27 protein-coding genes, 1 rRNA gene and 3 pseudogenes are annotated in these 24,977 nt (G+C 38.0%); 28 read left to right on the top strand and 3 right to left on the bottom strand.

Annotated features, from left to right (window positions below; translation table 11 throughout):
* Positions 1–106 (top strand): 5S ribosomal RNA (gene rrf, locus E1I69_RS15705); the annotation flags it as partial.
* A gap of 753 nt (positions 107–859) precedes the next feature.
* Here rrf and E1I69_RS15700 read toward each other — a convergent pair.
* Together E1I69_RS15700 and E1I69_RS15695 are read right to left on the bottom strand one after the other, a co-directional pair.
* Entirely contained in the window at positions 860–1,690 is an 831-nt protein-coding gene (locus E1I69_RS15700; RefSeq protein ID WP_136380512.1) for a hypothetical protein, read from the bottom strand.
* A 77-nt stretch (positions 1,691–1,767) separates the two neighbouring features.
* Entirely contained in the window at positions 1,768–2,139 is a 372-nt protein-coding gene (locus E1I69_RS15695; RefSeq protein ID WP_136380511.1) for a rhodanese-like domain-containing protein, read from the bottom strand.
* 154 nt (positions 2,140–2,293) lie between these two features.
* On the opposite strand from E1I69_RS15695, the gene E1I69_RS15690 reads away from it, so the two are divergent.
* From E1I69_RS15690 to E1I69_RS15665, 7 genes and pseudogenes are all read left to right on the top strand, one after another.
* Positions 2,294–3,130: a lipoate--protein ligase family protein gene (locus E1I69_RS15690; RefSeq protein WP_136380510.1), complete on the top strand. Its 837-nt coding sequence runs from the start codon at positions 2,294–2,296 to the stop codon at positions 3,128–3,130.
* A 341-nt stretch (positions 3,131–3,471) separates the two neighbouring features.
* Positions 3,472–4,260, top strand: a pseudogene (locus tag E1I69_RS15685) (ribonucleotide reductase N-terminal alpha domain-containing protein); the annotation flags it as partial.
* Positions 4,261–4,685: 425 nt separating this feature from the next.
* Positions 4,686–5,922 (top strand): annotated as a pseudogene (locus tag E1I69_RS15680) (vitamin B12-dependent ribonucleotide reductase); the annotation flags it as partial.
* A 648-nt stretch (positions 5,923–6,570) separates the two neighbouring features.
* A complete protein-coding gene (locus tag E1I69_RS25015; RefSeq protein ID WP_242634613.1) occupies positions 6,571–6,849 on the top strand; it encodes a hypothetical protein in 279 nt (92 codons plus the stop codon).
* On the top strand, positions 6,837–6,959 hold the full coding sequence (locus E1I69_RS25520) for an HNH endonuclease (protein ID WP_431731888.1): 123 nt from the start codon (positions 6,837–6,839) through the stop codon (positions 6,957–6,959). Before E1I69_RS25015 ends, E1I69_RS25520 begins: the two co-directional genes overlap by 13 nt.
* 92 nt (positions 6,960–7,051) lie before the next feature.
* A pseudogene (locus tag E1I69_RS15670) lies at positions 7,052–7,663 on the top strand (vitamin B12-dependent ribonucleotide reductase); the annotation flags it as partial.
* A gap of 165 nt (positions 7,664–7,828) precedes the next feature.
* Positions 7,829–8,713: a patatin-like phospholipase family protein gene (locus E1I69_RS15665; RefSeq protein ID WP_136380506.1), complete on the top strand. Its 885-nt coding sequence runs from the start codon at positions 7,829–7,831 to the stop codon at positions 8,711–8,713.
* 56 nt (positions 8,714–8,769) lie between these two features.
* On the opposite strand, the gene E1I69_RS15660 is transcribed toward E1I69_RS15665, so the two are convergent.
* On the bottom strand, positions 8,770–9,177 hold the full coding sequence (locus tag E1I69_RS15660; protein ID WP_136380505.1) for an SA1362 family protein: 408 nt from the start codon (positions 9,175–9,177) through the stop codon (positions 8,770–8,772).
* 299 nt (positions 9,178–9,476) lie between these two features.
* Here E1I69_RS15660 and E1I69_RS15655 point away from each other — a divergent pair, with 299 nt between their 5' ends.
* From E1I69_RS15655 to E1I69_RS15560, 20 genes are all read left to right on the top strand, one after another.
* Positions 9,477–9,998: a YqhR family membrane protein gene (locus E1I69_RS15655; protein ID WP_136380504.1), complete on the top strand. Its 522-nt coding sequence runs from the start codon at positions 9,477–9,479 to the stop codon at positions 9,996–9,998.
* A 93-nt stretch (positions 9,999–10,091) separates the two neighbouring features.
* Positions 10,092–11,153, top strand: coding sequence for a M24 family metallopeptidase (locus tag E1I69_RS15650; RefSeq protein WP_136380503.1), 1,062 nt, complete (start codon positions 10,092–10,094; stop codon positions 11,151–11,153).
* Positions 11,154–11,193: 40 nt separating this feature from the next.
* Positions 11,194–11,751 carry an elongation factor P gene (efp, locus tag E1I69_RS15645; RefSeq protein WP_136380502.1) on the top strand — a complete coding sequence of 186 codons (558 nt, stop codon included), beginning with the start codon at positions 11,194–11,196 and terminating at the stop codon, positions 11,749–11,751.
* 832 nt (positions 11,752–12,583) lie between these two features.
* Positions 12,584–12,865, top strand: coding sequence for a YqhV family protein (locus tag E1I69_RS15640; RefSeq protein ID WP_116352528.1), 282 nt, complete (start codon positions 12,584–12,586; stop codon positions 12,863–12,865).
* A gap of 76 nt (positions 12,866–12,941) precedes the next feature.
* On the top strand, positions 12,942–13,865 hold the full coding sequence (gene spoIIIAA / locus E1I69_RS15635; protein WP_136380501.1) for a stage III sporulation protein AA: 924 nt from the start codon (positions 12,942–12,944) through the stop codon (positions 13,863–13,865).
* Positions 13,866–14,381: a stage III sporulation protein SpoIIIAB gene (gene spoIIIAB, locus E1I69_RS15630; RefSeq protein WP_136380500.1), complete on the top strand. Its 516-nt coding sequence runs from the start codon at positions 13,866–13,868 to the stop codon at positions 14,379–14,381.
* A gap of 15 nt (positions 14,382–14,396) precedes the next feature.
* The gene (spoIIIAC, locus tag E1I69_RS15625) at positions 14,397–14,603 is read left to right on the top strand and encodes a stage III sporulation protein AC (protein WP_136380499.1); all 207 of its coding nucleotides are present in this window, start codon (positions 14,397–14,399) and stop codon (positions 14,601–14,603) included.
* A 13-nt stretch (positions 14,604–14,616) separates the two neighbouring features.
* Positions 14,617–15,006: a stage III sporulation protein AD gene (gene spoIIIAD / locus E1I69_RS15620; protein ID WP_083849220.1), complete on the top strand. Its 390-nt coding sequence runs from the start codon at positions 14,617–14,619 to the stop codon at positions 15,004–15,006.
* Between the two features lie 25 nt (positions 15,007–15,031).
* A complete protein-coding gene (gene spoIIIAE, locus E1I69_RS15615) occupies positions 15,032–16,228 on the top strand; it encodes a stage III sporulation protein AE (RefSeq protein ID WP_136380498.1) in 1,197 nt (398 codons plus the stop codon).
* 25 nt (positions 16,229–16,253) lie between these two features.
* Positions 16,254–16,904, top strand: a complete 651-nt coding sequence (gene spoIIIAF, locus E1I69_RS15610; protein WP_242634614.1) for a stage III sporulation protein AF — start codon at positions 16,254–16,256, stop codon at positions 16,902–16,904.
* The gene (spoIIIAG, locus tag E1I69_RS15605; RefSeq protein ID WP_136380497.1) at positions 16,905–17,576 is read left to right on the top strand and encodes a stage III sporulation protein AG; all 672 of its coding nucleotides are present in this window, start codon (positions 16,905–16,907) and stop codon (positions 17,574–17,576) included. It begins immediately after the preceding gene.
* 1 nt (position 17,577) lies between these two features.
* A complete protein-coding gene (locus E1I69_RS15600) occupies positions 17,578–18,174 on the top strand; it encodes a SpoIIIAH-like family protein (protein ID WP_136380496.1) in 597 nt (198 codons plus the stop codon).
* 244 nt (positions 18,175–18,418) lie between these two features.
* The gene (accB, locus tag E1I69_RS15595) at positions 18,419–18,925 is read left to right on the top strand and encodes an acetyl-CoA carboxylase biotin carboxyl carrier protein (protein ID WP_136380495.1); all 507 of its coding nucleotides are present in this window, start codon (positions 18,419–18,421) and stop codon (positions 18,923–18,925) included.
* 93 nt (positions 18,926–19,018) lie between these two features.
* Positions 19,019–20,368, top strand: a complete 1,350-nt coding sequence (gene accC / locus E1I69_RS15590) for an acetyl-CoA carboxylase biotin carboxylase subunit (RefSeq protein WP_136380494.1) — start codon at positions 19,019–19,021, stop codon at positions 20,366–20,368.
* 26 nt (positions 20,369–20,394) lie between these two features.
* The gene (locus tag E1I69_RS15585; RefSeq protein WP_116352519.1) at positions 20,395–20,805 is read left to right on the top strand and encodes an Asp23/Gls24 family envelope stress response protein; all 411 of its coding nucleotides are present in this window, start codon (positions 20,395–20,397) and stop codon (positions 20,803–20,805) included.
* Between the two features lie 326 nt (positions 20,806–21,131).
* Positions 21,132–21,524, top strand: coding sequence for a transcription antitermination factor NusB (nusB, locus tag E1I69_RS15580; RefSeq protein WP_136380493.1), 393 nt, complete (start codon positions 21,132–21,134; stop codon positions 21,522–21,524).
* A 67-nt stretch (positions 21,525–21,591) separates the two neighbouring features.
* Positions 21,592–22,458, top strand: a complete 867-nt coding sequence (folD, locus tag E1I69_RS15575; RefSeq protein WP_136380492.1) for a bifunctional methylenetetrahydrofolate dehydrogenase/methenyltetrahydrofolate cyclohydrolase FolD — start codon at positions 21,592–21,594, stop codon at positions 22,456–22,458.
* A 12-nt stretch (positions 22,459–22,470) separates the two neighbouring features.
* On the top strand, positions 22,471–23,817 hold the full coding sequence (gene xseA / locus E1I69_RS15570; RefSeq protein ID WP_136380491.1) for an exodeoxyribonuclease VII large subunit: 1,347 nt from the start codon (positions 22,471–22,473) through the stop codon (positions 23,815–23,817).
* The gene (locus E1I69_RS15565) at positions 23,818–24,051 is read left to right on the top strand and encodes an exodeoxyribonuclease VII small subunit (RefSeq protein ID WP_116352515.1); all 234 of its coding nucleotides are present in this window, start codon (positions 23,818–23,820) and stop codon (positions 24,049–24,051) included. It abuts the gene before it with no gap.
* A gap of 2 nt (positions 24,052–24,053) precedes the next feature.
* Positions 24,054–24,947: a polyprenyl synthetase family protein gene (locus E1I69_RS15560; protein ID WP_136380490.1), complete on the top strand. Its 894-nt coding sequence runs from the start codon at positions 24,054–24,056 to the stop codon at positions 24,945–24,947.
* The last annotated feature ends 30 nt before the right edge of the window (positions 24,948–24,977 follow it).

Raw genomic sequence — 24,977 nt, 5'->3', positions numbered from 1 at the left:
ATAGCGAAGAGGTCACACCCGTTCCCATACCGAACACGGAAGTTAAGCTCTTCAGCGCCGATGGTAGTTGGGACTTTGTCCCTGTGAGAGTAGGACGTCGCTAGGCACACTAAAGATCAGCCAATATGGTTGGTCTTTTTTTCTATTGTTTTTTGAATGGAATTGTTAGGGGAGTGTAGCTTGCTGAATGTAATGTAAAGTGTGAATTCATTCCCGTTTTGAGATTAAGTTTAAATATAAGGTAACGCTAGACATTACAAAAGCTTTTTAAGATTGTCATTTTCAATAACGGCAAAAATAAGGTAATGATGACCAAGCAAACGTCTTAAAGAGACTCTAAATTATAAAAGATTAGGAAACGCTGATTCAGCAAACGCCATAAGAGGTTAGCATTTGTAAAAAATTAGGAAACGCTGATTAAGCAAACGCCATAAAGAGTTTAGCGTTTGTAAAAAATTAGGAGGCGCTGTTCCAGTAAACGCCATTAAGAGGTTAGAATTTGTAAAAAATTAGGAAACACTGTTCCAGCAAACGCTATAAAGAGGTTCGTGTTTGTAAAAAATTAGGAAATGCTGAACCAGCAAACACCATAAAGAGGTTCGCAATTGTAAAAAATTAGGGGAATCCGATACAGCAAAGATCATAAGAGGTTCACAATTGTAAAAAATTAGGTAATGCCAAACCCACAAACCCTATCATCGGTATATCATCCAATCGAAAAACAATAAATGGTATATCGCAAACAGCGTAAACGGTATATCACTAGAACTCAAAACAATAAATAGAATAACTCTCCATTTGATAGATTACCCCAACTAAATTTCTTCCGGATCTATCCATTCATTTAATGCTTCTTTCCTTAATCAACAATTAGCATAGCCCCAAGTAATGGTAAAAGAAGGGCTACAATCCATAGTGGTAGGAAAAGCTTTCTTGATTTTATTACTTTCTTTGAAGGAAGAATGAATGTATAGATGCTTTTATGTAAACAATTCATCACTGCAAAAATCAGTATGGTCCCGATAAAACTATATAGGAGTGAAACAACATAGTATTCCATTTTTGTGTCAGGAAATGGAATCTCCTTAATTAAAAATCTAAAAATGAGTGAAACCAACGCAATCAAAAATAAGGTTCCGAAGTTTTTTATAAATAGTTTTGGTGACCTTGCAATTGCGTTTCTTACAGTGGTGTCTTCTAGAACAATGATGTATGGGGTTAGGGAGTAAAATAATACAATTAAAATTCCTAAAAGGGCTAACGGCCAAAAAACAGTTGAAAAAGTTAAGAGTATTCCGCTGATGCAGAACTCAATTATCGAAAACCTCACCATTCTATCAAAATAATAAGGGGCTATTTTTAAGATGGAATATGTATTATCAGGTCCTACTAAAAAGCATTTCATGGAGCCGAGGTAGGTGCTGAGCGCATAGCTTTTTAATAGTAGAATGACAATGATGGCTATGCTGGTAAGCAACCAATTTGCTATTAGTCCTTGAAAAGGAAATATAACATCATCTAAAAAGGGGATTCCAAAGGGTGCTGCGTAGCTATTGCTAAAATATAATATACTGAAGCCAGCATATGAAGCTATTGTTCCTATGAATGTTAGAAATACGTTTACGATAAGCGGAATGATGATTAGTCTAGGATGGTAGATGGTATGGTAAAGTCCTTTTGAAATGTTCAAAGTATCACCTCAGTCTATTCTTGCTATATTTTATCATAAACCACACATGAAAAAACCTATTCCCAATATGGAATAGGTTACTTTTTCTTTATTTTACCTGACCACTTTTTAAAACCACCTTGCAGCTGGTAAAGTTCTTTATAGCCTTTTCTACGAAGTAATTGTGCTGCACGGCCACTACGGACAGTGTTTTGGCAGTATAAGTAGACTGGTTTATCAGGTCTGATTTCAGTTAAGCGCATTTTCATTTGTGATAATGGTATATTACGTGCACCTAGAATATGACCTCCGTCAAATTCGTTTGGTTCACGGACATCGATTAGTTGTGCTTTACGATATCCTTCACGAAATTTTTCTTCATTTAAAACAGTAACTATTTTTCTTTGGTAGAAGAATGTGATAACCCCATATGCGATGATTGCACCTAAAACAATTAAAAGTATTTCCAAAATCAATCTACTCCTTTTTCTATCTCTCTTTTCTATTATATTCGTGTGTTTAAAAAGAATCAAAGGAATTCTCTGGAGGTTTTGATTTTGAAAAACAATTTTTGTTCTGATAGACTAAGGAATGGCAAACAATTTTGAACAAAGAGGGTTTCGTATGGAAAAAGAGGTATGGAGATTTATTGATTCTGGCAACTGTTCGCCAGAGTTTAATATGGCTTTAGATGAAGCATTACTTGATTGGAACAGTGAAGGAAAGATTCCACCGACAATTCGTTTTTATGGTTGGAATCCAGCGACACTTTCAATTGGCTATTTTCAAAAAGTAGAAAGAGAAATTGATTTAGATGCTGTGAAAAAATATGGTTTAGGCTTTGTTCGTCGTCCGACAGGCGGAAGAGGAGTTTTACACGATCAGGAGCTTACTTATAGTGTGATTGTGTCAGAGGAACATCCTGAAATGCCTAAAACGGTAACAGAAGCGTACCGCGTTATATCTGAAGGCGTTTTGCAAGGCTTTCGCAAATTAGGCCTTGATGCATATTTTGCTGTTCCAAAGACGGCTGAAGAGCGTGAAGGATTAAAAAACCCACGTTCTGCAGTGTGCTTTGATGCACCTTCTTGGTACGAGCTTGTTGTTGAAGGAAGGAAAGTTGCCGGTAGTTCACAAACAAGACAAAAGGGTGTTATTCTTCAACATGGATCGATCCTACTAGATATAGATGAGGATAAATTATTCGATCTATTTAAATATCCAAGTGAGCGTGTCAAAGAAAGGATGCAGCGCAATTTTAAAAATAAAGCAGTTGCTATAAATGCATTAAGGGAGATTCCAGTTACGATTGAAGAGGCAAAGAAAGCTTTTAAGGAAGGGTTTGAGGAAGGCCTGAATGTAGTGCTTGAGCCATATCAATTGACAAATGAAGAATTGAACTACGTAAATGAAATTGCGGAAAGACGATACAAAACAGATGAATGGAATTTTAAACGATAAACGACTTTTTTTAGTCGTATTTTACTAGGGCAAAACTTGAAATCTTTGGTATATCTGAGTTTCGTCTATATAGGTAAAAAGCAACCGACAAAATTCTTCAAAATAGACGAAAAAATTTAGTTTACCTAGTTTTTCCTCTGTTTTTCTTTATATTTTATACTATTTTCAGTTTGACAAAATAGATTTTCTTTATATGAAAATCAATATGTAGTGGTGTCGAAAATTATTTTAACACTATATATTGATTTTTGTGTTGTTTTTCATATGGATATATGATACTTTAATTTTATCACAATAAAACAATCACAATTGAATTAATAGATTTAAAGGGAGATGTGGGAATGACTGTTGTGCTAGAAAAAATGAATATTAATGTTGAAAGGTTGAACCAGGACATACGCCTTTTTCCTCAAGTCCATCCAATTACAGAGGACATGAAGATTACGCATAAGGGCGTATCTAGGCTAGTAATGCTTGACCGGTATACATTTAAGGATACTGAGAAGCTTACTTTAGCAGAAGGTGACTTTGTTGTTCTAACGATCAAAGAGGATCCAAAGTTTCCTGCACGTGGTTTAGGTTTCATCGTTGACATCGATTGGGAGAAGAAGACAGCCCAGGTACTGGTAGAAGAAGAGTATCGTGGTGTGTTGGATAACCCTGAGGAAGTCGAGACAGGAATTGTGAATCGCTCACTAGATGTTATTGAAAAGCCACTTGAAATTTTCTATGAGCAAATCGCAAAAAGAAATGCCACTGGTCTAGCTTCTGTGGAGAAAACGGAAGAAAAGCGTAAGGAATGGTTTAAAAAGTTTTATCAAGAACTTGTAAGCCTAAACTTCATTCCAGCTGGTCGAGTTCTTTACGGAGCAGGTGCGGATACGGATGTTACGTATTTTAACTGTTACGTAATGCCGTACGTTCAGGACTCTCGCGAAGGGATCTCTGAGCACCGCAAACAAGTCATGGAAATCATGAGTCGTGGTGGCGGTGTAGGAACAAATGGTTCTACATTACGCCCTCGTAACACACTAGCACGCGGTGTAAATGGTAAGTCATCTGGTTCTGTTTCATGGTTAGATGACATTGCGAAATTAACACATCTTGTTGAGCAGGGTGGGTCACGTCGTTAACAGCTCGGCGACGTAATCTCGTGAATTGCTGGAACACCCTAAAGCTTTATCAGCTACAACGTGACTGGCAACAGTGAGCGTGAATGCTTGAAAATGATAAGGATGAAACAATGGGCAATCAGCAGCGAAGAGCCTTTGGAAACAAAGGTTAACGTTCAACGACTATTGAAACTTCCTAAAGTTTCCAATGTACTATCTAAAGTTAGGGGGATTACAATTGGAAGCAATGGAAGGAGTAAACCATATCGTTCGGCGACGTAAATATGGGGCGCGAGACAAAGAGGAATTAATCGAATTAATTGTAAAACTCCATGTGATGATTTAAAGCATAAAAGAGTTGCGTGATATTGGGCAACTATTATATAGACATGGTGATATAAAATTAATTCGAAAGTATGAAAAATTCTTATCTTTGATGATATAGTCTGACCTCATGTGAAAGCATGAGAGGATGGCAGAAATGACCATCCCCCTCAAAAGAGGAGTAACAAATCGGGAGCACAAATGATCATGTTACAATCTGATCACCCTGACATTATTGAATTCATCATCTCAAAAATGCAAAATCCAAGAATACTTCGCTATTTAATGGAAAATACAGAAGATGAAACGATTAAAAAATACGCTCAAGAAAAGCTAAAATTCACTCCATTTACAGAACAGGAAATTCAAATGTACCAGGGTATTGTAAACTATAAACAAATTCCTGGTTATGGTGGGTTTAGTGAGAAAATTATTAAAGATGCTGAGCAAAAATTAGTAACTGGCGGAACTTACAGTGTTCATAATCCTGAATTCCTAACAGGTGCAAATATTTCAGTGTGTATCACAAAAGATTTTATGCAAGCTGTTGAAGAAGACAGAATGTATGAACTCAAATTCCCAGATGTTGAAAGCTACAATGCAGAAGAAATGAAACACTATAATGAAGAATGGCACAAGGTTGGGGACGTACGTGAGTGGGAGAAACTCGGCCACAAAGTACGTGTATACCGTAAGATTAAAGCTAAAGAACTTTGGAACCTAATCAATATTTGTGCAACTTATGCAGCAGAACCAGGAATATTCTTCATCGATAATGCAAACGACATGACTAATGCACAAAGCTATGGTCAAAAAGTCGTTGCAACAAATCCATGTGGTGAGCAACCCCTCGCACCGTACAGTGTATGTAACCTTGCAGCGGTTAACTTAGCTGAAATGGTTGATAAAGAAACAAAAACTGTTAACTTTGAAAAGCTCAAGCAAACAGTTGAAGTAGGAGTAAGAATGCAGGATAACGTAATCGATGCAACTCCATACTTCTTAGAAGCGAATAAAACCCAAGCATTAGGTGAACGACGTGTTGGTCTTGGTGTTATGGGATTACACGATCTTCTTATCTATTGTGAGACAGAATACGGTTCAGAAGAAGGAAATAAGTTAGTTGATGAAGTGTTCGAAACAATCGCAACTACTGCTTATCGAGCATCAATTGAACTAGCAAAAGAAAAAGGAAGCTTCCCATTCTTAGAAGGAAATTCACCAGAGGATGGCAATCGTATCAGAGAAGCGCTCATAAATACTGGATACATGCAAAAAATGCCAGAAGATATTAAAGAAGGAATCAAAGAACACGGAATTCGTAACTCACACTTACTAACCGTTGCTCCTACGGGTAAACAACTTGCCCCCTATATTCGTAAGAATGTAGCGTAAACTTGGCTGTATGCGGGAAACTCTGAGAATCCTTTTGTACTCGTGCGCCAACACATTAAGAGTAAAAATCAAAAGGTGCAGACAATCCGCAGGGAAGGCGTGGCTGCCCCCTCAACGACTACATGCCGAGCAACCAGTGTCAATTACATCTTAGAGTCAAACAAATCTCTAAGAAGGTGTAGTAGATGTTTAAGAAATGTCTTAACTGTAACAAGGATATATATGTTAAGCCAAGCCAATTTGAAAGGAAAAAGTATTGTTCTAGAAAATGTAAAGGTGAATATCAATCTAAAAACCCAATCGCATTTAGCCATTTAAGTAAAAAGAAACTAATTCATTGTGACAATTGTGGAAATGAATTGCAAAGAAAGCCATCTAGTATCTTTGATAAAAATTATTGCAACAAAGAATGTAAATATGAACATCAAAGAAAAATAGGGTCCACAATTAATTAACATCTTGTTAATCAAGTGGAGAAAACTTGTATGGGATGTGGCAAAACTTATAATGTAATTAAATCAAGAGAAAACACTTCTAAGTTTTGTTCAATGAATTGTTTAGGTAAAGCGAATGGGGATAGAGGGAGAATCCAATATAGGAAACGAATTGTTGTTTTCTGTACAAATTGTGGAAAAAAGATTGAAAGAAAACCTTCAATTATTAAAAATTGGAACTTTTGTAATGAAAAATGTATGGCCGAATATTACGAAAGATCCAAGGCATTTTCTGGTTCAAATAGTGCCACTTGGCAGGGTGGCGATATCGATTATTATGGTCCAAACTGGAGAGCCCAACGTAGAAAGGCAAGAAAGAGAGACAATTTTACTTGTCAGGATTGTGGGAGAACAGAGTTACAACTTGGACACGAGCTTTCAATTCATCACATAATTCCATTTCGTGAATTCGATGGGGATTGGAAATCTGCTAACAAACTTTCAAATTTGGTAAGCTTATGTGAATATCCATGTCATCGAAAGAGACATAGTAAAAAGAATTAGCTGGTTGGTGATATAGTCTGACCCATATGGCGACATATGGAGTGGGTAATAATAGTCCCACCCTCTATTGAAAATAGAGAGTAACAAACGTGAGCACAGGAACAATGGTTGGCGTCTCAACAGGTTTAGAACCTTACTTCTCATTCTCCTATTTCAGAAGTGGACGCTTAGGTAAGTTTATTGAAGTAAAAGCAGATATTGTTCAAGAATATCTAGAGCAACACCCAGAAGCAGATCCAAACAACCTTCCAAAGTGGTTCGTTTCTGCAATGGAACTTTCACCAGAAGCGCATGCTGACGTACAATGTGTCATCCAGCGCTGGATTGACAGCTCCATCAGTAAAACTGTTAACGCACCGAAAGGCTATACAGTATCACAAGTAGAAGCTGTATACGAGCGCCTATACAAAGGCGGAGCAAAAGGTGGTACAGTTTACGTTGATGGAAGCCGCGACGCTCAAGTTCTTACATTAAAAGCTGAAGAGAATACTTTTGAAGATACAGAAGTGACAACTCAAGAAGAAGAAAAACCAAAAAGCCGTGTCGTACTCATGGATACAATCATTGACTTACGTCAAACAGATGTAACAATTGGTTCAGAAGTGGGTGACACTTGCCCAGTTTGTCGTCAAGGGACAGTCGAAGACCTTGGTGGATGTAACACATGCACAAACTGTGGTGCACAACTTAAATGTGGATTGTAATTCTAAACATGAAGAGGGAATCAAATCGATTCCTTCTTTTTTTATGCTCCAAAATATTCATTCGTACTAAATCCCTAGCATTGTGATTAAAAATGTATAAAGGCATTGCTTTAACATTTCAGCAGAACGCCCTTGCTTAAATAGTGGGGGATGGGGAGGGGTTCTATGTTAATCGATGGCGTTTTTTCGGGTGGGGGTATTAAAGGATTTGCGTTAATTGGCGCATACCAAGCAATCGAAGAAAGAGGATTAGCCTTTAAAAGAATGGCCGGAACTAGTGCAGGTTCCCTCATTGCCGCCTTAATCGCAGCGGGATACACAAGTAGTGAGATTATTGATCTTATGGAAGAATTAGACCTCGGTGACTTTTTAGATCAACGAAAAGCCCTTTTACCTACACCCTTAGCTAAATGGCTTCTTTTATATTGGCGGCTTGGCTTATATAAAGGCGATATGTTAGAGAAATGGATCTATCAAAAACTCCGCGCAAAGGGTGTTGTCACCTTTCAAAACCTCCCTCCTGGCCGTTTAAGGATTATTGCTTCCGACTTAACCAATGGGAGAATCATTGTGTTACCTGATGACTTAGAGCGCTATGGCATCCATCCAGCATCTTTTCCGGTAGCAAAAGCGGTTCGGATGAGCTGCAGCCTGCCTTACTTTTTTGAGCCAGTCCGGTTAAAAGATTATCAAGGTAATACAATCGTTGTGGATGGCGGGGTATTATCAAACTTTCCTATCTGGCTGTTTGATGAGGAAAAAATGCTGAAAAAACGACCTGTCCTCGGAATCAAGCTAAGTGGGAACAGCCAGCAGCAAAAACAAAATAAAATTCATAATGCCATCGATATGTTTGGAGCCCTTTTCGAAACCATGAAAAATGCCCATGATGCACGGTATATTTCACGTCGACATGAAAAGAATATCATTTTTATCCCGATTGAAAGCGGGTTGACGACAGAATTTGGACTAACGGATGAAAAAAAGCAAGAGCTTATTCAGCAAGGTAAAACCCGTGCCGAATCTTTTTTACGAACGTGGAGTTATTAACTGAATAAATAAAAGAAGAATCAAAAAAACTTTATTCAGTCTGTGCTGAATAAAGCCTAAAATAGTGCTCGGTTCTTCTTTTTTCCCTTTTTTCCTTCAATTACAGTTAGGTGGGTTGGGTTTGTTTTTCGCTTTTTATGAATAGGCGATACAGTCGATCGTTTTGTAGCGGCTGTCGTATGTTTCTTATTACCCATTCCCAACGTTTGGGACTTTCTCTGACTTCCAGATTTAAATCGCTTTCTTGATTGTTTAGCTGCGCGTAAATAAGCGGAATGTTCTTTTCCTCCCATTCGTCGACTAATCACAAATTTATATAGTAGATAGATTATTCCTATGAATAGGAAAATCATGCCTGCTTGCACGAGTAATGAACCTGGACGAGTGAAAAGAGTGTAGACAAATCCAAGTGCACCTAATCCTAGTAAAATCATTACGACTATATTTGATTTACGACGATTCATGAGATACACCTCCTGAAAACTATCCTTATATTGTATTAAAAATCAATAACGTTGTTGCTCGTATATTTCATTTAATGAATAGATATTTTTCAAAAAATAAGTACTTCTTCTATATATATTCTACAAGATATGCTAATAAACCTCTATGTTAACGACATCATTTATTAAGAAAATGTATAAATTATTCATAAACATTTACTATTGTACCCAGCAATTTCCATTGCTACACATTTTTCCATGAATTTTTTCAAATAGATAAAAAAGGTTATGGACATACTACCGAATGGAGGTGTTGACCTGTGGTAGATGCTGAAAAAAAGAATCCGGAACTTGAACAAAACAAACATGATGGTGAAATGTCTTTAATCGGTAAGGTTGTTGTTATAGGTTTGTTCGGAGGCATTTTTTGGAGTTTGCTGTCCTATTTTACGTATGTTTTTCATTTTACTGAACTGAGCCCTAATCTTATCCTAAAGCCATGGATCCTTGGTGATTGGAAAAATCATATGTTAGGTCAGTTTATTGGGATTTTGGTGATTGGTCTTATCTCAATCGGTGTAGCACTTTTATATTATGCTTTTCTAAAAAAATTTCAGTCCATGTGGGTCGGTGCCATATTTGGCATTGTCTTATGGCTTATTGTTTTTTATGTGTTTAATCCGATCTTTCCGGATATTAAAACCGTTGCAGAACTAGAGCGTAATACAGTTATTACTACTATATGCTTTTATATTCTATATGGTGTCTTTATTGGATACTCGATTTCATTTGAGGAAAATGAAATGAGGGGCGAAAGACACGCGGTCTCAACAAATGAGTAGGTGAATGAGGGGAAATTATGATAGAATGTTCTTGTTCGAACATTCTATTTTTAAGGGAGTTTTATGTATTAGAGTACTTAGGGGGAAAACTAGATGAGTAAATTAGAAAAATTGCGCGAAAGTTTTTCTGGCTTTGGAATCGATGGGTTAGTAGTTACGAATAGCTACAACAGACGTTACATAACAAATTTCACCGGTACAGCTGGAGTTGCACTCATTTCTGAAAATGCAGCCGTATTTATTACAGATTTTCGCTATGTCGAGCAAGCCAATGAACAAATAAAGGAATTTGAAATTGTTCAACATTCGGGTCCAATCATTGAAGAGGTTGCAAAACAAGCTGAAAAAATGGGAATCAAAAAGCTTGGATTTGAGCAAGAAGACCTTTCTTATGCGACATTTACAGCATACGACACAGAAGTGAAAGCTGAACTTGTCCCGGTTTCAGGTGCAATTGAAAAGTTACGCTTGATTAAGACAGAGTCAGAGATTAAGATATTAAAGGAAGCTGCGGAGATAGCTGACGCCGCCTTTACACATATCTTAGATGTCATTCGTCCTGGTCTTACAGAAATTGAAGTTTCCACTGAGTTAGAATTCTTTATGCGTAAGCAGGGAGCTACTTCATCTTCATTCGACACAATTGTTGCATCCGGTTATCGCTCTGCCTTACCACATGGCGTAGCAAGCGACAAAGTGATTGAGAAAGGTGATTTTGTCACTCTTGATTATGGTGCCTATTATAAAGGATATTGCTCAGATATCACACGTACCGTTGCTGTTGGGACTCCTAGCAATGAATTAAAAAACATATATGATGTAGTTTTAGAAGCTCAACTTCGTGGTATGGCAGGAATCAAGGCTGGCATTACAGGAAAAGAAGCTGATGCTCTAACCCGTGATTACATTGCAGAAAAAGGCTATGGTGAATTCTTTGGTCATTCTACTGGACACGGATTAGGTATGGAAGTTCATGAGCAACCAGGACTATCATTCAGATCGGAAAATGTACTTGAGCCTGGAATGATTGTAACCTGTGAACCAGGAATTTACATAGCAGGACTTGGTGGCGTGAGAATTGAAGATGATCTTGTTGTTAGAAAAGACGGCAACGAAACTCTTACGTTCTCTAAAAAGGAATTAATTATTCTATAGGCAAAAGTTTTGTCGGAATTGGATTAGGAGGAAATAGTATATGATTTCAGTTAACGATTTTCGTACAGGTTTAACAATTGAGGTAGACGGTGGAATCTGGAGAGTAATGGATTTCCAACACGTTAAGCCTGGTAAAGGAGCTGCGTTCGTACGTTCAAAGCTTCGTAACCTTCGTACAGGTGCAGTTCAAGAAAAAACATTCCGTGCTGGTGAAAAAGTAGCCAAAGCGCAAATCGAAAACCGCAGAATGCAGTATTTATATGCGAATGGTGATTCACATGTATTCATGGACAATGAATCCTATGAGCAAATCGAATTACCAGCATCTGCAATTGAGTATGAATTAAAGTTCTTGAAAGAAAATATGGAAGTTCACATTATGATGTTCCAAAGTGAAACACTTGGAGTCGAGCTCCCAAATACTGTTGAGCTTAAGGTTGTTGAAACAGAGCCTGGTATCAAAGGAGATACAGCTTCTGGCGGTTCTAAACCTGCAACTCTTGAAACAGGATTAATCGTACAAGTTCCTTTCTTCATTAATGAAGGCGATGTGCTAATCATCAACACAACTGAAGGATCTTACATTTCACGTGCGTAATCAATATTGAGGTTTTTTTAGGACTCACCATTTTTGGTGGGTTCTTTTTTTTGATTGCAAATACAAAAAGAGGTTTGTATATGGATAAAATTAGGGGAATCTAAACCCGTAAACACTAAAAAGAGTTTCGCAAATAGAAAAAAACAGGAGAATGCCGACCTGCAAACATAAGAAAGAGGTTCGTATATGGATAAATTTAGGAGAATACAAACCCGTAAACACTAAAAAGAGTTTCGCAAATAGAAAAAATCAGGAGAATGCCGACCTGCAAACATAAGAAAGAGGTTCGTAAATGGATAATATTAGGAGAATGCCGACCTGCAAACATAAGAAAGAGGTTCATAAATGGATAATATTAGGAGAATGCCGACCTGCAAACATAAGAAAGAGGTTCATAAATGGGTAATATTAGGAGAATGCCGACCTGCAAACATAAGAAAAAGGTTCATAAATGGATAAATTTAGGAAAATACAAACCTGCAAACATCAAAAAGAGGTTCGCAAATGGATAAATTTAGGAGAATACAAACCCGTAAACACTAAAAAGAGGTTCGTAAATGGATAAATTTAGGAGAATACAAACCCGTAAACACTAAAAAGAGGTCCGTGAATGGATAAAATTAGGCGAATTCAAACCCGCAACATCAAAAAGAGGTTCGTAAATGGAAAAACCTAGGAAACCACTAACCTGCAAACACCACAAATGCCAAAACCTAGTCCAAAGAAAACCCGCAAACATCATTACTCTCCCTCCCCCCATAAAATTTCCTCTTCTGAAAATCAGTGAACAAGCATAGGTTGTACAAAAGAAAATTATTGGGTGGGGACTTCAATGAAACGATTATTATCGGTGTTTGATTCAACGGTTTTAACAATGGCTGGACTGAGGATCATATCTGGATGCTTAGAAATCACGGCGGCCATTCTAATGCTAACTTTTAATGATGTGAAAAAAGCACTAGCCGTCAATGCGATGCTCGCAATTGTGGGGCCGCTTATTTTGATTGCAACAATGTCGATTGGACTTATCGGATTGGCTGATCAGTTGTCTTATTCAAAGCTTTTATTCATAGGGCTCGGAGTTGCATTTATTTTGTATGGAATCTTTCGCTAGAAATCACATGTGTAGGCATAATGTGTCCAAGCTAGCATACATTGAATTATGAGAGTTTAGATGAGGAGTTTACTATATGAAAGAGATCGTCGACGTTTTACCGAAATCAATTGCTAATCTACTAGCTAAGTATCCTCCAGCACGCAAAGAAAAAATGGAAGAAATCCGAATTAGGGTATCAAGACCTCTAGAAATTATTGAGAGTGGAATCCCGATTTTCCACAACTATATCGTGACAAGTGAAGATGCCATGCAGCTCCTTAACAAATTGGGGCAATACTCGATTTATACGCTTGAGGAAGAGCTGAAGCGTGGCTATGTGACAATTCAGGGTGGGCATCGTGTGGGACTAGCTGGAAAGGTCATTACAGAAAGTGGAATGGTGAAAGCCATTCGCGATGTTACCTCCTTCAATATTCGGGTTGCCAGACAAAAAATCGGTGTCGCTGAACCGCTTGCTCCATATCTCTATGACTCATATTGGAAAAATACGATCCTAATTGGTCCACCGCAAACTGGTAAAACAACATTATTAAGGGACCTTGCCCGGATGATTAGTACAGGTATTGAAACAAGACGGATTCCCGCAATGAAGGTGGGAATTGTGGATGAGCGTTCCGAGATTGCCGGATGTGTAAAAGGTGTTCCACAGGCGTCCCTAGGACCAAGGGTTGATGTTCTAGATGCCTGTCCGAAGGCAGAAGGCATGATGATGATGATTAGGTCGATGAGTCCTGATGTATTAATAGTGGACGAGATTGGTAGAGATGAAGACAGTCAGGCGATCATGGAGGCTGTAAATGCTGGTGTAAGTTTGATTGTTACAGCACATGGTCATCATATTTCAGACCTCCTGAAGCGTCCGTCTTTAGAAAAAATAATCAACGCAGGGGTAATCGAGAGGTTTGTAGAGCTATCACGCACAAAAGGGCCAGGTACTATTAAAGCCATTCTTGGTCCAACTGGCAAAGAACTTTTACCAAAAGTGAGCGTGACATAAATGATAAAAATGATTGGAGCTATTTTAATATTACTTGCAACAACATGGACTGGATTTGAGGCTGCGCGCAAGTTAAGTGAAAGACCGCGCCAGTTGAGGATGCTAAAAACAGCATTGCAATCACTTGAGGCTGAAATCATGTATGGACATGTCCCATTAATAGATGTGGCTACCCATCTTGCAAGACAAATTCCAAAGCCGGTTTCTTATTTTTTTGAGGGGTTTGCAAAACGGCTTCAAACGGGAGAGGTCAGTGTAAAGGTAGCTTGGGATGAGAGTCTGAAAGAGGTGTCCAAGTTGACAGCTTTTCACCAAGGAGAAATTGAGATTCTTCAGCAGTTTGGTGAGACGCTTGGACAGCATGACAGAACCTCACAACAAAAACACATTTTACTTGCTATTACCCATCTTGAACGAGAAGAAAGCGAAGCAAAAGACAGACAATTGCGTTATGAAAAAATGGTGAAAAGCCTGGGCTTTTTGTCAGGATTATTAGTAGTCATTTTATTGATTTAGGGGGAGAAGAAACGCATGGGAGTGGATGTGGATATTATTTTTCAAATAGCCGGTGTAGGAATTGTGGTTGCCTTTCTCCATACAATCCTAGATCAGATGGGTAAAAAAGAGTATGCCCAGTGGGTAACCTTGTTGGGCTTCATCTATATCCTTTTTATGGTTGCAACAATCGTAGAGGACCTCTTTAAAAAGATTAAAGCTGTATTTCTCTTTCAGGGGTAAGGAGGGGTGAGCCATTGAGATTATACAAATCGTTGGATTAGGTCTAATCGGGACCTTTCTGGCACTCATTGTAAAAGAACAAAAACCAACCTTTGCCTTTATGCTTGTTGTGTTTATTGGCTGTGTGATTTTTCTCTTTTTAGTGGGTGAAATTTCGGATATCATCCGGATGCTTGAAAAAGTAGCCATAAATGCAAATGTCAACACCGTTTATGTGGAAACCATTCTTAAGATCATTGGAATTGCCTATATCGCAGAGTTTGGAGCACAAATTACAAAGGATGCTGGTCAAGGATCCATTGCCTCAAAGATTGAACTCGGAGGAAAGATATTAATTTTAGCAATGGCGATACCAATTTTAACAGTTTTAATAGAAACAATTATTGGACTTATACCTAGTTAAATCTGGTTTCCAAGGGGGTGGTTGAGTGACCCGTAGTAAAATCTTTTCTTTCGTAGCATTATTGCTTTTCTTTTTCTCATTACCTCAATTTGTACAAGCATCACCCTCACAGCAAGAAATCATCGACAATCAAATTCAAAATCAGGTTGAGGAACAGTTAGAAACTCTCGGAATCGACGAAATAAAACAATTCTGGGATGAGATAGTAACGGACTATGGTGGATATTTACCTGAAAGCCAAAAGGGTAGTTTACTAGAATTCATCCGTGGCGAGAAGGAGCTCTCATTGAAGGAGTGGTTGCTTGGACTCGTCAAATTCGTATTCCATGAGTTAATAGCAAATGGAAAGCTTTTAAGTACACTGATCATGCTTACGATTTTTAGCATGTTTTTACAAACCCTTCAAAATTCATTTGAGAAAAGTGCAGTCAGCAAGGTGGCCTATGCGATTGTATATATGGTGTTAATCATTATCGCATTAAATAGCTTCCGGGTTGCAATCATGTATACCGAGGAAGCCATTCAATCGATGATTAATTTTATTTTAGCGCTTGTGCCATTGTTGCTAGCATTGGTCGCGTCATCTGGGGGAGTCGCTTCAGCAGCATTGTTCCACCCACTGATTTTATTTTTAATGAATACAAGTGGGCTTTTGATTCAATACATCGTTTTACCATTACTGTTTATGGCAGCGTTATTGAGCATCGTAAGTACTTTGAGTGAACAATACAAAGTAACGCAGCTTGCCCAGTTACTAAGAAATGCGAGTATCGGAATCATTGGTGTGTTCTTGACCATTTTTCTTGGGGTTATATCCGTACAGGGTACCACGACAGCCGTTGCTGATGGGATAACGATTCGGACGGCAAAATTTATTACCGGAAATTTTATACCTGTGATAGGGCGGATGTTCACAGATGCTACCGATACGGTTATAAGTGCTTCGGTCCTTTTAAAAAATACGGTTGGAATTTTTGGGGTCGTCATTCTTTTATTAATTGCTGTGTTTCCGGCAATTAAAGTGTTATCTTTAGCGATTATTTATAAATTGGCAGCAGCGCTCTTACAACCACTTGGCGGGGGACCTGTCATTGCTTGCTTAGATATCATCAGTAAAAGCGTTGTTTATATTTTTGCAGCATTAGCAATCGTGTCATTGATGTTTTTCCTAAGTATCACGGTGATTGTCGCAGCTGGAAACCTGACCTTAATGGTTAGATAGAAAAGCGGAATGTTTCTATTTGGAGGTGAGGACACTGAGTTTTATTGCTGAATGGATAACAAATATTATTTTATTTATCTTACTTGCTACCATTGTGGACATGCTTTTGCCAAGCTCGAGCATGCAAAAATACGTGAAAATGGTAACGGGGCTATTGTTAATCCTAATCATCCTTACTCCGCTGTTCTCACTCTTTAAAACTGATTTGGATCAAGCCTTGTTAAATATGAATCTAAAACCGGTTCAACCGGAAAAAAGTCTAGAAAATTTAATAGATTTGAAGAAAAAAGAAATACAAGCCTCACAACGTGCATATATTTTAGAAACGATGGCTGTCCAATTGAAAACTGAAGTAGAAGAGGAGTTGGTGCAAAACGAATATGATTTAACTGTTCAAAAAGTAAATGTATTCCTTTCGAGTGCAGTTGACGTTAAGGAAACTGTAACTTTGGATGACATTCAGTCAATCGAGGTGGTGTTATCAAAAGAGACTGCCGAGCCTGATGATGTCCCAGTTGTCAAACCAGTTGAGATTGATACCTCCAAACAGACTGAACCAGCGTATAAAAAAGTAGATCAAACCAACGTCAAAGCAATCACCAAATCATTATCTACTAGATGGGAAATTGACTCAGATAAAATCGTAGTCACTGTGGAAGGGGGGAAAGAGTCGTAGATGGATAAGAACAAAGGAATGTTGAATACAATCAAAGGGATGTTCTCCGGGTCTAAGGATGGACCACCAGATAAAAAGGGAAACAAAAAAAACCAATATTTCTTACTTTTATTAGCAGTTGGAATAGCCTTTATGTTAATTAGTAATCTATTTTCTGGTGACAAACCTACATCTTCAGTGATGCCAGCTTCATCATCAGAAGTAAGTGCAAAAGATGAGCCAGCGTTTGGACAGCAAAAGGATGACCTGACAATGGCAATTTCAAAATATGAGGATCGTTATGAAAACGAGCTCAAGGAGGCATTAGAAGCCATTGCTGGAGTAGAGGATGTGATAGTTTCGGTAAGCGTAGATGCTACTGAAACGAAAATACTTGAAAAGAACACCGTAACCCAAAGCCAAATCACCAGTGAGGAGGACAGGGATGGTGGAAAACGACAAGTAGAGGATATAACAAGCGATGAACAAGTTGTCATCATCCGGAGTGGTGATTCAGAAACACCGATTGTCTTGAAAATTGAAAAGCCTGATATTCGAAGTGTTCTAATCGTCGCTAAAGGTGTTGAGAATGCAAAAATAAAACAAATGGTAGTAGAGGCAGTAACAAAAGGATTTGATGTTCCAAATCATAAAGTAGCTGTTGTACCAAGGAAAACGAAGGGGGATTCATAAAATGTTATTAAAAAAGCAAACGGTATGGTTATTAACAATGTTAAGTCTAGTTGTGGTGTTGTCAGTCTATTATATTACAACTCCTGAAAACAACAATAATAACGTAGCAGTGGAGCAGGACGAGCAAAAGGACAATGAAAAAGATAATGTAGAAACGTCTACTGAAAATAAAGACGGTGCGAGTGTTACTGTTGAAGAGGATGAAGATGGCAATGTCATTTCATCTGTTGCAAGTGATGATATGTTTGCCGCGTTACGTTTAGAAATTGACGAATATCGCAGTAAAGTTAGAAGTAACCTAGAGGATCAAACGGCTTCAACAGAACTTACAGCGGATCAAAAGCTAAAAGCGTATGATGAATTAAAGAAGCTTGATGATATCGAAACAAAGGAAAAGATTATTGAAATGCTAATCAAAGGAAATAATTACGAAGATGCTCTAGTTCGCGTAGAGGGTGACAAAATTAAGATTACAGTTAAAGCAAAGGAAAGCTCTAAAAAGGCAGCAAATGATATTTTACGACTTGTACGCAGTGAGTTAGGTGACCTTCAAAATCTTGCTGTACAATTCGAAGTAACGGGTGAAAAAGAAAAATAATCGTTAACGAAAGCGCGGTATAAATGCCGTGCTTTTTATTTTTTTATAAAAAAATGAAATTTGGGGAAGGTTTTGATATGATTTGTTTACAGATGATAACGTTTTCGATAAAAAATCTCTGTAATATATTGAAAAGCACCTTTTAAGTATCGTATCATATTAGTATGTGGTACTAATACTAGCAATAAAATGCTGACCTACATTTGAAAATATATTTTTATTTAATCACAAGGAGTGTAACCGAATGTTAAAAATCCAAGAGCTACGTGAGCTTATTAAGTTAGTTGATCATTCAAATATTGATGAGTTTACATTTGAGAGCGAAGGCTCAAAAATTAAAATGAAAAAAAATAAAGAAACAACTGTTCAAACAGTAGTTGAAAACAAGGCACAAGCACAACCAGTTGCGCCCGTTGTGACTGAAGTACCTCAGGTTGCAGTACAACCTGCACAACAACAAACAGAGCAAGCAGCAACTGTTGCAACTTCACCAGCACCAGCAGCAGATGAAAATTTACATAAAATCGTATCTCCGATGGTTGGTACATTCTATGCTTCTCCATCACCAGACGCTGATGCTTATGTTAAAAAAGGTGATAAAGTAAAAGAAGATTCAGTTGTTTGTATCGTTGAAGCCATGAAGCTATTTAACGAAATTGAAGCTGAAGTGAATGGAGAAATCGTTGAAATTTTAGTTGAGAATGGTCAGCTTGTGGAGTATGGCCAACCATTATTCCTAGTAAAAGCATAAAGTCTTGTTCAAAAAGGAGGTAGCAAAAGACTAATCTGTTATATTTGATTCGACCAACTTTTTGAACATCATATTAAGTAAGGAGCTTACCCTATGTTAAAAAAGATATTAATAGCAAATCGTGGAGAAATTGCAGTTCGTATTATTCGGGCTTGTAAAGAACTTGGAATTGAAACGGTAGCCGTTTTTTCGGAGGCAGACCGGGAATCACTCCATGTTCAATTAGCAGATGAGGCTTATTGTATTGGTCCTAAATCTTCAAAAGATAGCTATTTAAATTTTACAAATATCATTAGTGTTGCAAAGCTGACAGAGAGTGAAGGAATTCATCCTGGATATGGCTTTTTAGCAGAAAATGCTGATTTCGCAGAGCTATGTCGTGAAGTAAACCTCACTTTCATCGGTCCAAGTCCTGAAGCAATTAACAAGATGGGGACAAAGGATGTAGCTCGTGAAACGATGAGAGAAGCGGGAGTACCAATCGTGCCGGGTTCCCAAGGTATCATCAAAGATGCAGATGAAGCAATCGCACTTGCCAATGAAATGGGTTATCCAGTTATTATCAAAGCTACCGCTGGTGGCGGTGGTAAAGGGATCCGAGTGGCTAAGAATGAAGAGGAACTCGTTAAAGGAATTAACATTACTCAACAAGAAGCAGCAACTGCCTTTGGTAACCCTGGCGTATATATTGAAAAATATATTCAAGATTTCCGTCATGTAGAAATTCAAGTATTAGCCGATAACTATGGAAATGTGATACATTTAGGAGAGAGAGATTGCTCGATTCAACGACGTTTGCAAAAGCTTGTTGAAGAAACTCCATCACCTGCTCTAAATGAAACAACAAGACAAAAAATGGGTGAGGCGGCTGTTAAAGCGGCTAAAGCTGTTGATTATTCAGGTGCGGGAACAATTGAATTCATTTATGATCATATTAATGATCAATTTTATTTCATGGAAATGAATACGAGAATTCAAGTGGAGCATCCCGTAACTGAGATGGTAACGGGTGTAGACTTAATTAAAGAAATGATTCGCGTTGCATCTGGAGAAGAGCTTTCATTAACCCAAAGTGATGTAACCTTTAATGGTTGGGCAATTGAATGCCGAATCAATGCAGAGAATCCTGAGAAGAATTTCATGCCTTCTCCTGGAAAAATTGAAATGTATTTACCTCCTGGTGGTTTTGGGGTAAGAGTGGATTCTGCTGCATATCCTGGCTATTCAATACCTCCATATTATGATTCAATGATTGCGAAGCTCATTACATATGGGGCAACAAGAGAAGAAGCGATTGCAAGAATGAAGCGCGCTCTCAGTGAATTCGTTATTGAAGGTGTACACACGACAATCCCATTCCATTTTAAGCTTATGAATCATGAAAAATTTATAGGTGGGGACTTCAATACAAAATTTCTTGAATTATACGAGGTTATGAAGTAGTAAACTAATGTAGGAGGTGCTTGCTGATGGCAGCGGAAACGAATATTTTAGAAATGGATCAAGGTAGTAACAGCCTTGGTAAGGTAGAGATTGCACCAGAGGTAATCGAAGTGATTGCTGGTATCGCTTCTTCAGAGGTTGAAGGGGTAGCACAAATGAGAGGTAATTTTGCTTCTGGAGTGGTTGAAAAGCTAGGAAAGAAAAATCACGGAAAAGGTGTCAAAGTCGAATTAACAGAAACAGGTATTATTGTTGATGTATTCTGTGTCATGAACTTTGGCGTTTCGATTCCAAATGTGGCTCGTCAAATTCAAGACAATGTACGACAAGCTTTATTAAATATGACAGCTTTAGATGCAAATGAGGTAAATATCCACGTTGTAGGTGTCTTATTTGAATCTCAAAAGCAGGAAGCATTAATTGAAGAAGAAATGTAAGGGGAAAATTGTCTGATGGCAAACGCTATCAGGCATTTTTTGTGTTCTAGGAAATTATAAAATTTATTGTTGTGGACTCATCTTAATGAGTGTATCCAAGTCCAGCTTCAGCGCCTAGCCCCTCGAGGTCATAAGCCAATCTGTCAAGAAGGATAAAAGGCATCGTTCTAGCCAGCTTTTCTTATGCTTGTCGGGGCTAATCAAGGCGCTTGCGCTTTAAATTTTTTTCAACATTAGGGTTGGTTTTTATTTTGAAATTATTTTATGATATTATCATGTTATTAGAATGTAAATATAAGCTTTACTATACATAAAGGAGAAATATAATGAAAAGACGTACAGCACGACAAAAGGCTTTACAATCGTTATTTCAGATTGATGTAAGTGGAAGTGAGCCAAAGGAAGCGATTGAAAGTGTACTGGAAGAAGAGTCTTTAGATCCTTTCTTGGAACAACTTGTTCATGGAGTTGTCGAACATAAGGAAGAAATTGATGACTTATTACGAGGGCATCTTGAAAAATGGAATCTCGAAAGACTTGCAAATGTAGACCGCTCGATTTTACGTATTGCTGTCTTTGAAATGAAATACGTGGAGGAAATCCCTATAAAGGTTAGTATTGATGAGGCAATTGAGCTTGCTAAAGAATTTGGGGATGATAGCTCTAGTCGTTTCGTCAATGCCATTTTATCGAAAATAAAAGACTCATTAGTTAAGTAACCCTAACTTTTTAAAAATAGAATTGATTCCATAAAAAATTAAAATGTAAAAAAGGGAGAGTTGAAAATTGGCAGCAGAGATTATAAGTGGGAAAGAATTAGCGCAAACAAAACGTAATGAAATCGCATTAGAAGTTCAGAAATTATCTCAGGAAGGAATCGTTCCAGGCTTAGCCGTGCTCTTGGTGGGTAATGACCCTGCCTCAAGATCTTATGTAAAAGGGAAAGACAAAGCATGTAAGGAAACGGGTATCCACTCCTTAATGCTTGAATATCCGGAAACAATTACAGAAGAATTTTTACTTGGGGAAATTGATCGCTTGAATCAAGATCCATCTATCCATGGAATTCTTGTTCAATTACCATTGCCAAATTCAATTAATGAAACAGCTGTTATCGAAAGCATCTCACCTGAAAAAGATGTTGATGGTTTCCATCCCATTAATATTGGTCGAATGATGACGGGACAAGATGCTTTTCTTCCATGTACCCCGTTTGGAATCATTGAAATGGTGAAATCCAAGCAAATTTCAATTGAGGGCAAACATGTGGTTGTGGTTGGGAGAAGTAATATTGTTGGAAAGCCTGTTGGTCAACTCTTCCTTAAAGAAAATGCTACTGTTACATATTGCCATTCGAGAACGGCCAATTTAAAAGAAATGACTCTTCAAGCGGATATCTTAGTTGCGGCTGTTGGTAAGGCGAATTTTCTTCCTGGTGATTATATTAAGGAAGGTGCAGTTGTAATCGATGTTGGCGTAAACCGTCTTGAATCAACCGGGAAGCTTGTGGGTGACGTTGTGTTTGAAGAGGCGAAGGAAAAAGCAAGCTATATTACACCGGTACCTGGTGGGGTTGGCCCAATGACCATTACAATGCTTCTGCATAATACCGTTCAATCTGCAAAGAACTTTGCCCTTCTTTCAAGGAAGTAGGGATTAGGTAGAATGGATCAGAATCGTTATTTAACTGTAACAGCTCTAACCAAGTATATTAAGCGAAAGTTTGATGCTGACCCTCACCTCCAGGATATTTGGGTGAAGGGAGAAATCTCAAATTTTAAAGCGCATAGTCGTGGGCATATGTATTTTACGATTAAGGATGGACAAGCACGAATTCAAACAGTTATGTTTGCTGGGTATAACCGTGATTTGAAGTTTACTCCAGAAAATGGGATGAAAGTATTACTTCGCGGCGAGGTAACAGTTTTTGAATCGAACGGAAATTATCAGCTCTATGTAAAAGAAATGCAGCCAGATGGTATCGGGAACTTATACTTAGCCTATGAGGAAATGAAAAAGCGACTTGAGGCAGAAGGGCTTTTTTCGCAAAAGTATAAAAAGCCAATCCCTAAAATCCCGCATTATATTGGGATTGTTACATCCCCAACAGGGGCTGCAATCCGAGATATAATCACAACGATTAGACGTCGATTTCCAATTGCAAAGGTTATTGTTTTTCCTGCCTTAGTTCAAGGGGTAAATGCAGGACCTTCTGTAGTACAAGCTATTCAAAAAGCGAATGATTTTGGGCATATTGATGTTCTTATTGTTGGACGTGGTGGTGGTTCGATCGAAGAGCTTTGGGCCTTTAATGAGGAAATTGTAGCACGAGCGATTTTTCAGTCAAAGGTTCCGGTTATTTCAGCAGTAGGACATGAGACAGATATTACGATTGCAGATTTTGTCGCAGATTTACGTGCTCCTACACCAACAGGGGCTGCGGAGTTGGCTGTTCCACACATGGCCGAGCTATCAGAACGTTTATTAGTAAGACATACACGTTTATTGCGTGCTATGAAGGAAAAACTGGTGAATGATTCAAAACGATTAGATAGATTGAAAAAGTCATATGCTTTTCGTTTTCCAAAGAATCTTTATGAACAAAAAGAGCAGCAACTTGACCGCTTAGTAGAAAGTTTAGAAAGAGCAGCAGTTATGACTATCTCTCGTAAGCAAGAAGCATTTCAAAAGGTAAAGCTTAGGCTGCAACATAACCATCCAAGTGAAAAGCTTATTCAAGCTAGACAAAAACAAGATCATAATACGAAAATGCTTGTAAAAGAATTTAAACAAATTCTAAAACAAAAGGAATATGCTTTCTCATCAAAAGTAGCTAAGCTTGAAGCATTAAGCCCATTAAAAATTATGGATCGTGGTTATAGTCTCGTATATGATCAAGAACAACATTTAGTGAAAAGTGTAAAGCAAGTCGAAGCGGGGAATGTAGTCAAGGTAAAACTTACGGACGGTACCTTTGACTGTGAAGTAATTGAAATAGAGGAGAGACAATAAATGAGTGAAGAGAAGGTATTAACCTTTGAGGAAGCAATGGAGCAACTTGAACAAATTGTTGAGCGACTTGAAGAAGGGGATGTCCCTTTAGAAAAAGCAATCACTTATTTCCAGGATGGAATGAAGCTTTCAAAGCTTTGTCATGACAAGCTTCAGCATGTTGAAAAGCAAATGGAGCAAATCTTGCGTGAAGATGGCGAACTTGAGCCTTTTACGATTCAGGAGGAAGAATAATAGTGGGACGAACTGAGGTAGAGCAATTTTTAAACAATCAAAAAAAAAATATTGAAGAACAGCTCCCAACGTATATTTCACAATTATCAGCTCCGAATATTATCAAGGATGCTATGCACTATTCCCTTGAAGCAGGTGGGAAACGAATTCGCCCATTATTGCTAGTAGGCACGCTTCATTCCTTTGGAAAAGATGAGAGTATCGGATTACCGACTGCGTGTGCAATTGAGATGATTCATACGTATTCACTTATACATGATGATTTACCGAGTATGGATGATGATGATCTTCGCCGAGGAAAACCTACCAATCATAAAGTGTTTGGGGAGGCGGTTGCAATCTTAGCAGGGGACGCCTTATTGACGTATAGTTTTCAGATCGTTTCTGAATCCTTGGGAGACCAAATATCCCCTGAGAAAAAGTTATTGCTCGTGACTGAGTTAGCCAAGGCATCAGGACCTGAAGGAATGGTAGGAGGACAGGTTGCTGATATGGAAGGTGAAGGAGCAGTCTTGAATCTTGATGAACTTGAATACATTCATCACCATAAAACTGGAAAATTATTAGCATACAGTGTTATTGCAGGAGCGATTCTTGCAGATGCTACTAGTGAACAGCTAGAGAAGCTTACACAATTTGCGCATCATTTAGGCTTAGCCTTTCAAATCCGTGATGATATTTTAGATATTGAGGGCACTGAAGTAGTGCTTGGGAAACCGGTCGGCAGTGATACTGGTAATCATAAAAATACATATCCTGCTTTATTATCGCTTGAGGGTGCAAAGGAAAAATTAACCTTTCATATAGATGAAGCAAAACGGTTTTTATATAGTGTTGATATGAAACATGATATACTAGACTATATGTGTAATCTAATCGCATCTAGAGATCATTAATATACTTTATCAAAGTATATGACTGCTGAA

This window comes from Bacillus timonensis (assembly GCF_004799755.1).
In the GTDB taxonomy this organism is placed as follows: Bacteria; Bacillota; Bacilli; order Bacillales; family Bacillaceae_L; genus Ferdinandcohnia; species Ferdinandcohnia timonensis_A.
This window is presented reverse-complemented; position numbering and strand designations above follow the sequence as displayed.

Coding starts and splice junctions, on each gene's coding strand:
- E1I69_RS15690 (WP_136380510.1), top strand. CDS start 2,294: ATGGAAAAAGAGGTATGGAGATTTATTGATTCTGGCAACTGTTCGCCA.
- E1I69_RS15665 (WP_136380506.1), top strand. CDS start 7,829: ATGTTAATCGATGGCGTTTTTTCGGGTGGGGGTATTAAAGGATTTGCG.
- E1I69_RS15660 (WP_136380505.1), bottom strand. CDS start 9,177: ATGAATCGTCGTAAATCAAATATAGTCGTAATGATTTTACTAGGATTA.
- E1I69_RS15650 (WP_136380503.1), top strand. CDS start 10,092: ATGAGTAAATTAGAAAAATTGCGCGAAAGTTTTTCTGGCTTTGGAATC.
- efp (WP_136380502.1), top strand. CDS start 11,194: ATGATTTCAGTTAACGATTTTCGTACAGGTTTAACAATTGAGGTAGAC.
- E1I69_RS15640 (WP_116352528.1), top strand. CDS start 12,584: ATGAAACGATTATTATCGGTGTTTGATTCAACGGTTTTAACAATGGCT.
- spoIIIAA (WP_136380501.1), top strand. CDS start 12,942: ATGAAAGAGATCGTCGACGTTTTACCGAAATCAATTGCTAATCTACTA.
- spoIIIAB (WP_136380500.1), top strand. CDS start 13,866: ATGATAAAAATGATTGGAGCTATTTTAATATTACTTGCAACAACATGG.
- spoIIIAC (WP_136380499.1), top strand. CDS start 14,397: ATGGGAGTGGATGTGGATATTATTTTTCAAATAGCCGGTGTAGGAATT.
- spoIIIAG (WP_136380497.1), top strand. CDS start 16,905: ATGGATAAGAACAAAGGAATGTTGAATACAATCAAAGGGATGTTCTCC.
- E1I69_RS15600 (WP_136380496.1), top strand. CDS start 17,578: ATGTTATTAAAAAAGCAAACGGTATGGTTATTAACAATGTTAAGTCTA.
- accB (WP_136380495.1), top strand. CDS start 18,419: ATGTTAAAAATCCAAGAGCTACGTGAGCTTATTAAGTTAGTTGATCAT.
- accC (WP_136380494.1), top strand. CDS start 19,019: ATGTTAAAAAAGATATTAATAGCAAATCGTGGAGAAATTGCAGTTCGT.
- E1I69_RS15585 (WP_116352519.1), top strand. CDS start 20,395: ATGGCAGCGGAAACGAATATTTTAGAAATGGATCAAGGTAGTAACAGC.
- nusB (WP_136380493.1), top strand. CDS start 21,132: ATGAAAAGACGTACAGCACGACAAAAGGCTTTACAATCGTTATTTCAG.
- xseA (WP_136380491.1), top strand. CDS start 22,471: ATGGATCAGAATCGTTATTTAACTGTAACAGCTCTAACCAAGTATATT.
- E1I69_RS15565 (WP_116352515.1), top strand. CDS start 23,818: ATGAGTGAAGAGAAGGTATTAACCTTTGAGGAAGCAATGGAGCAACTT.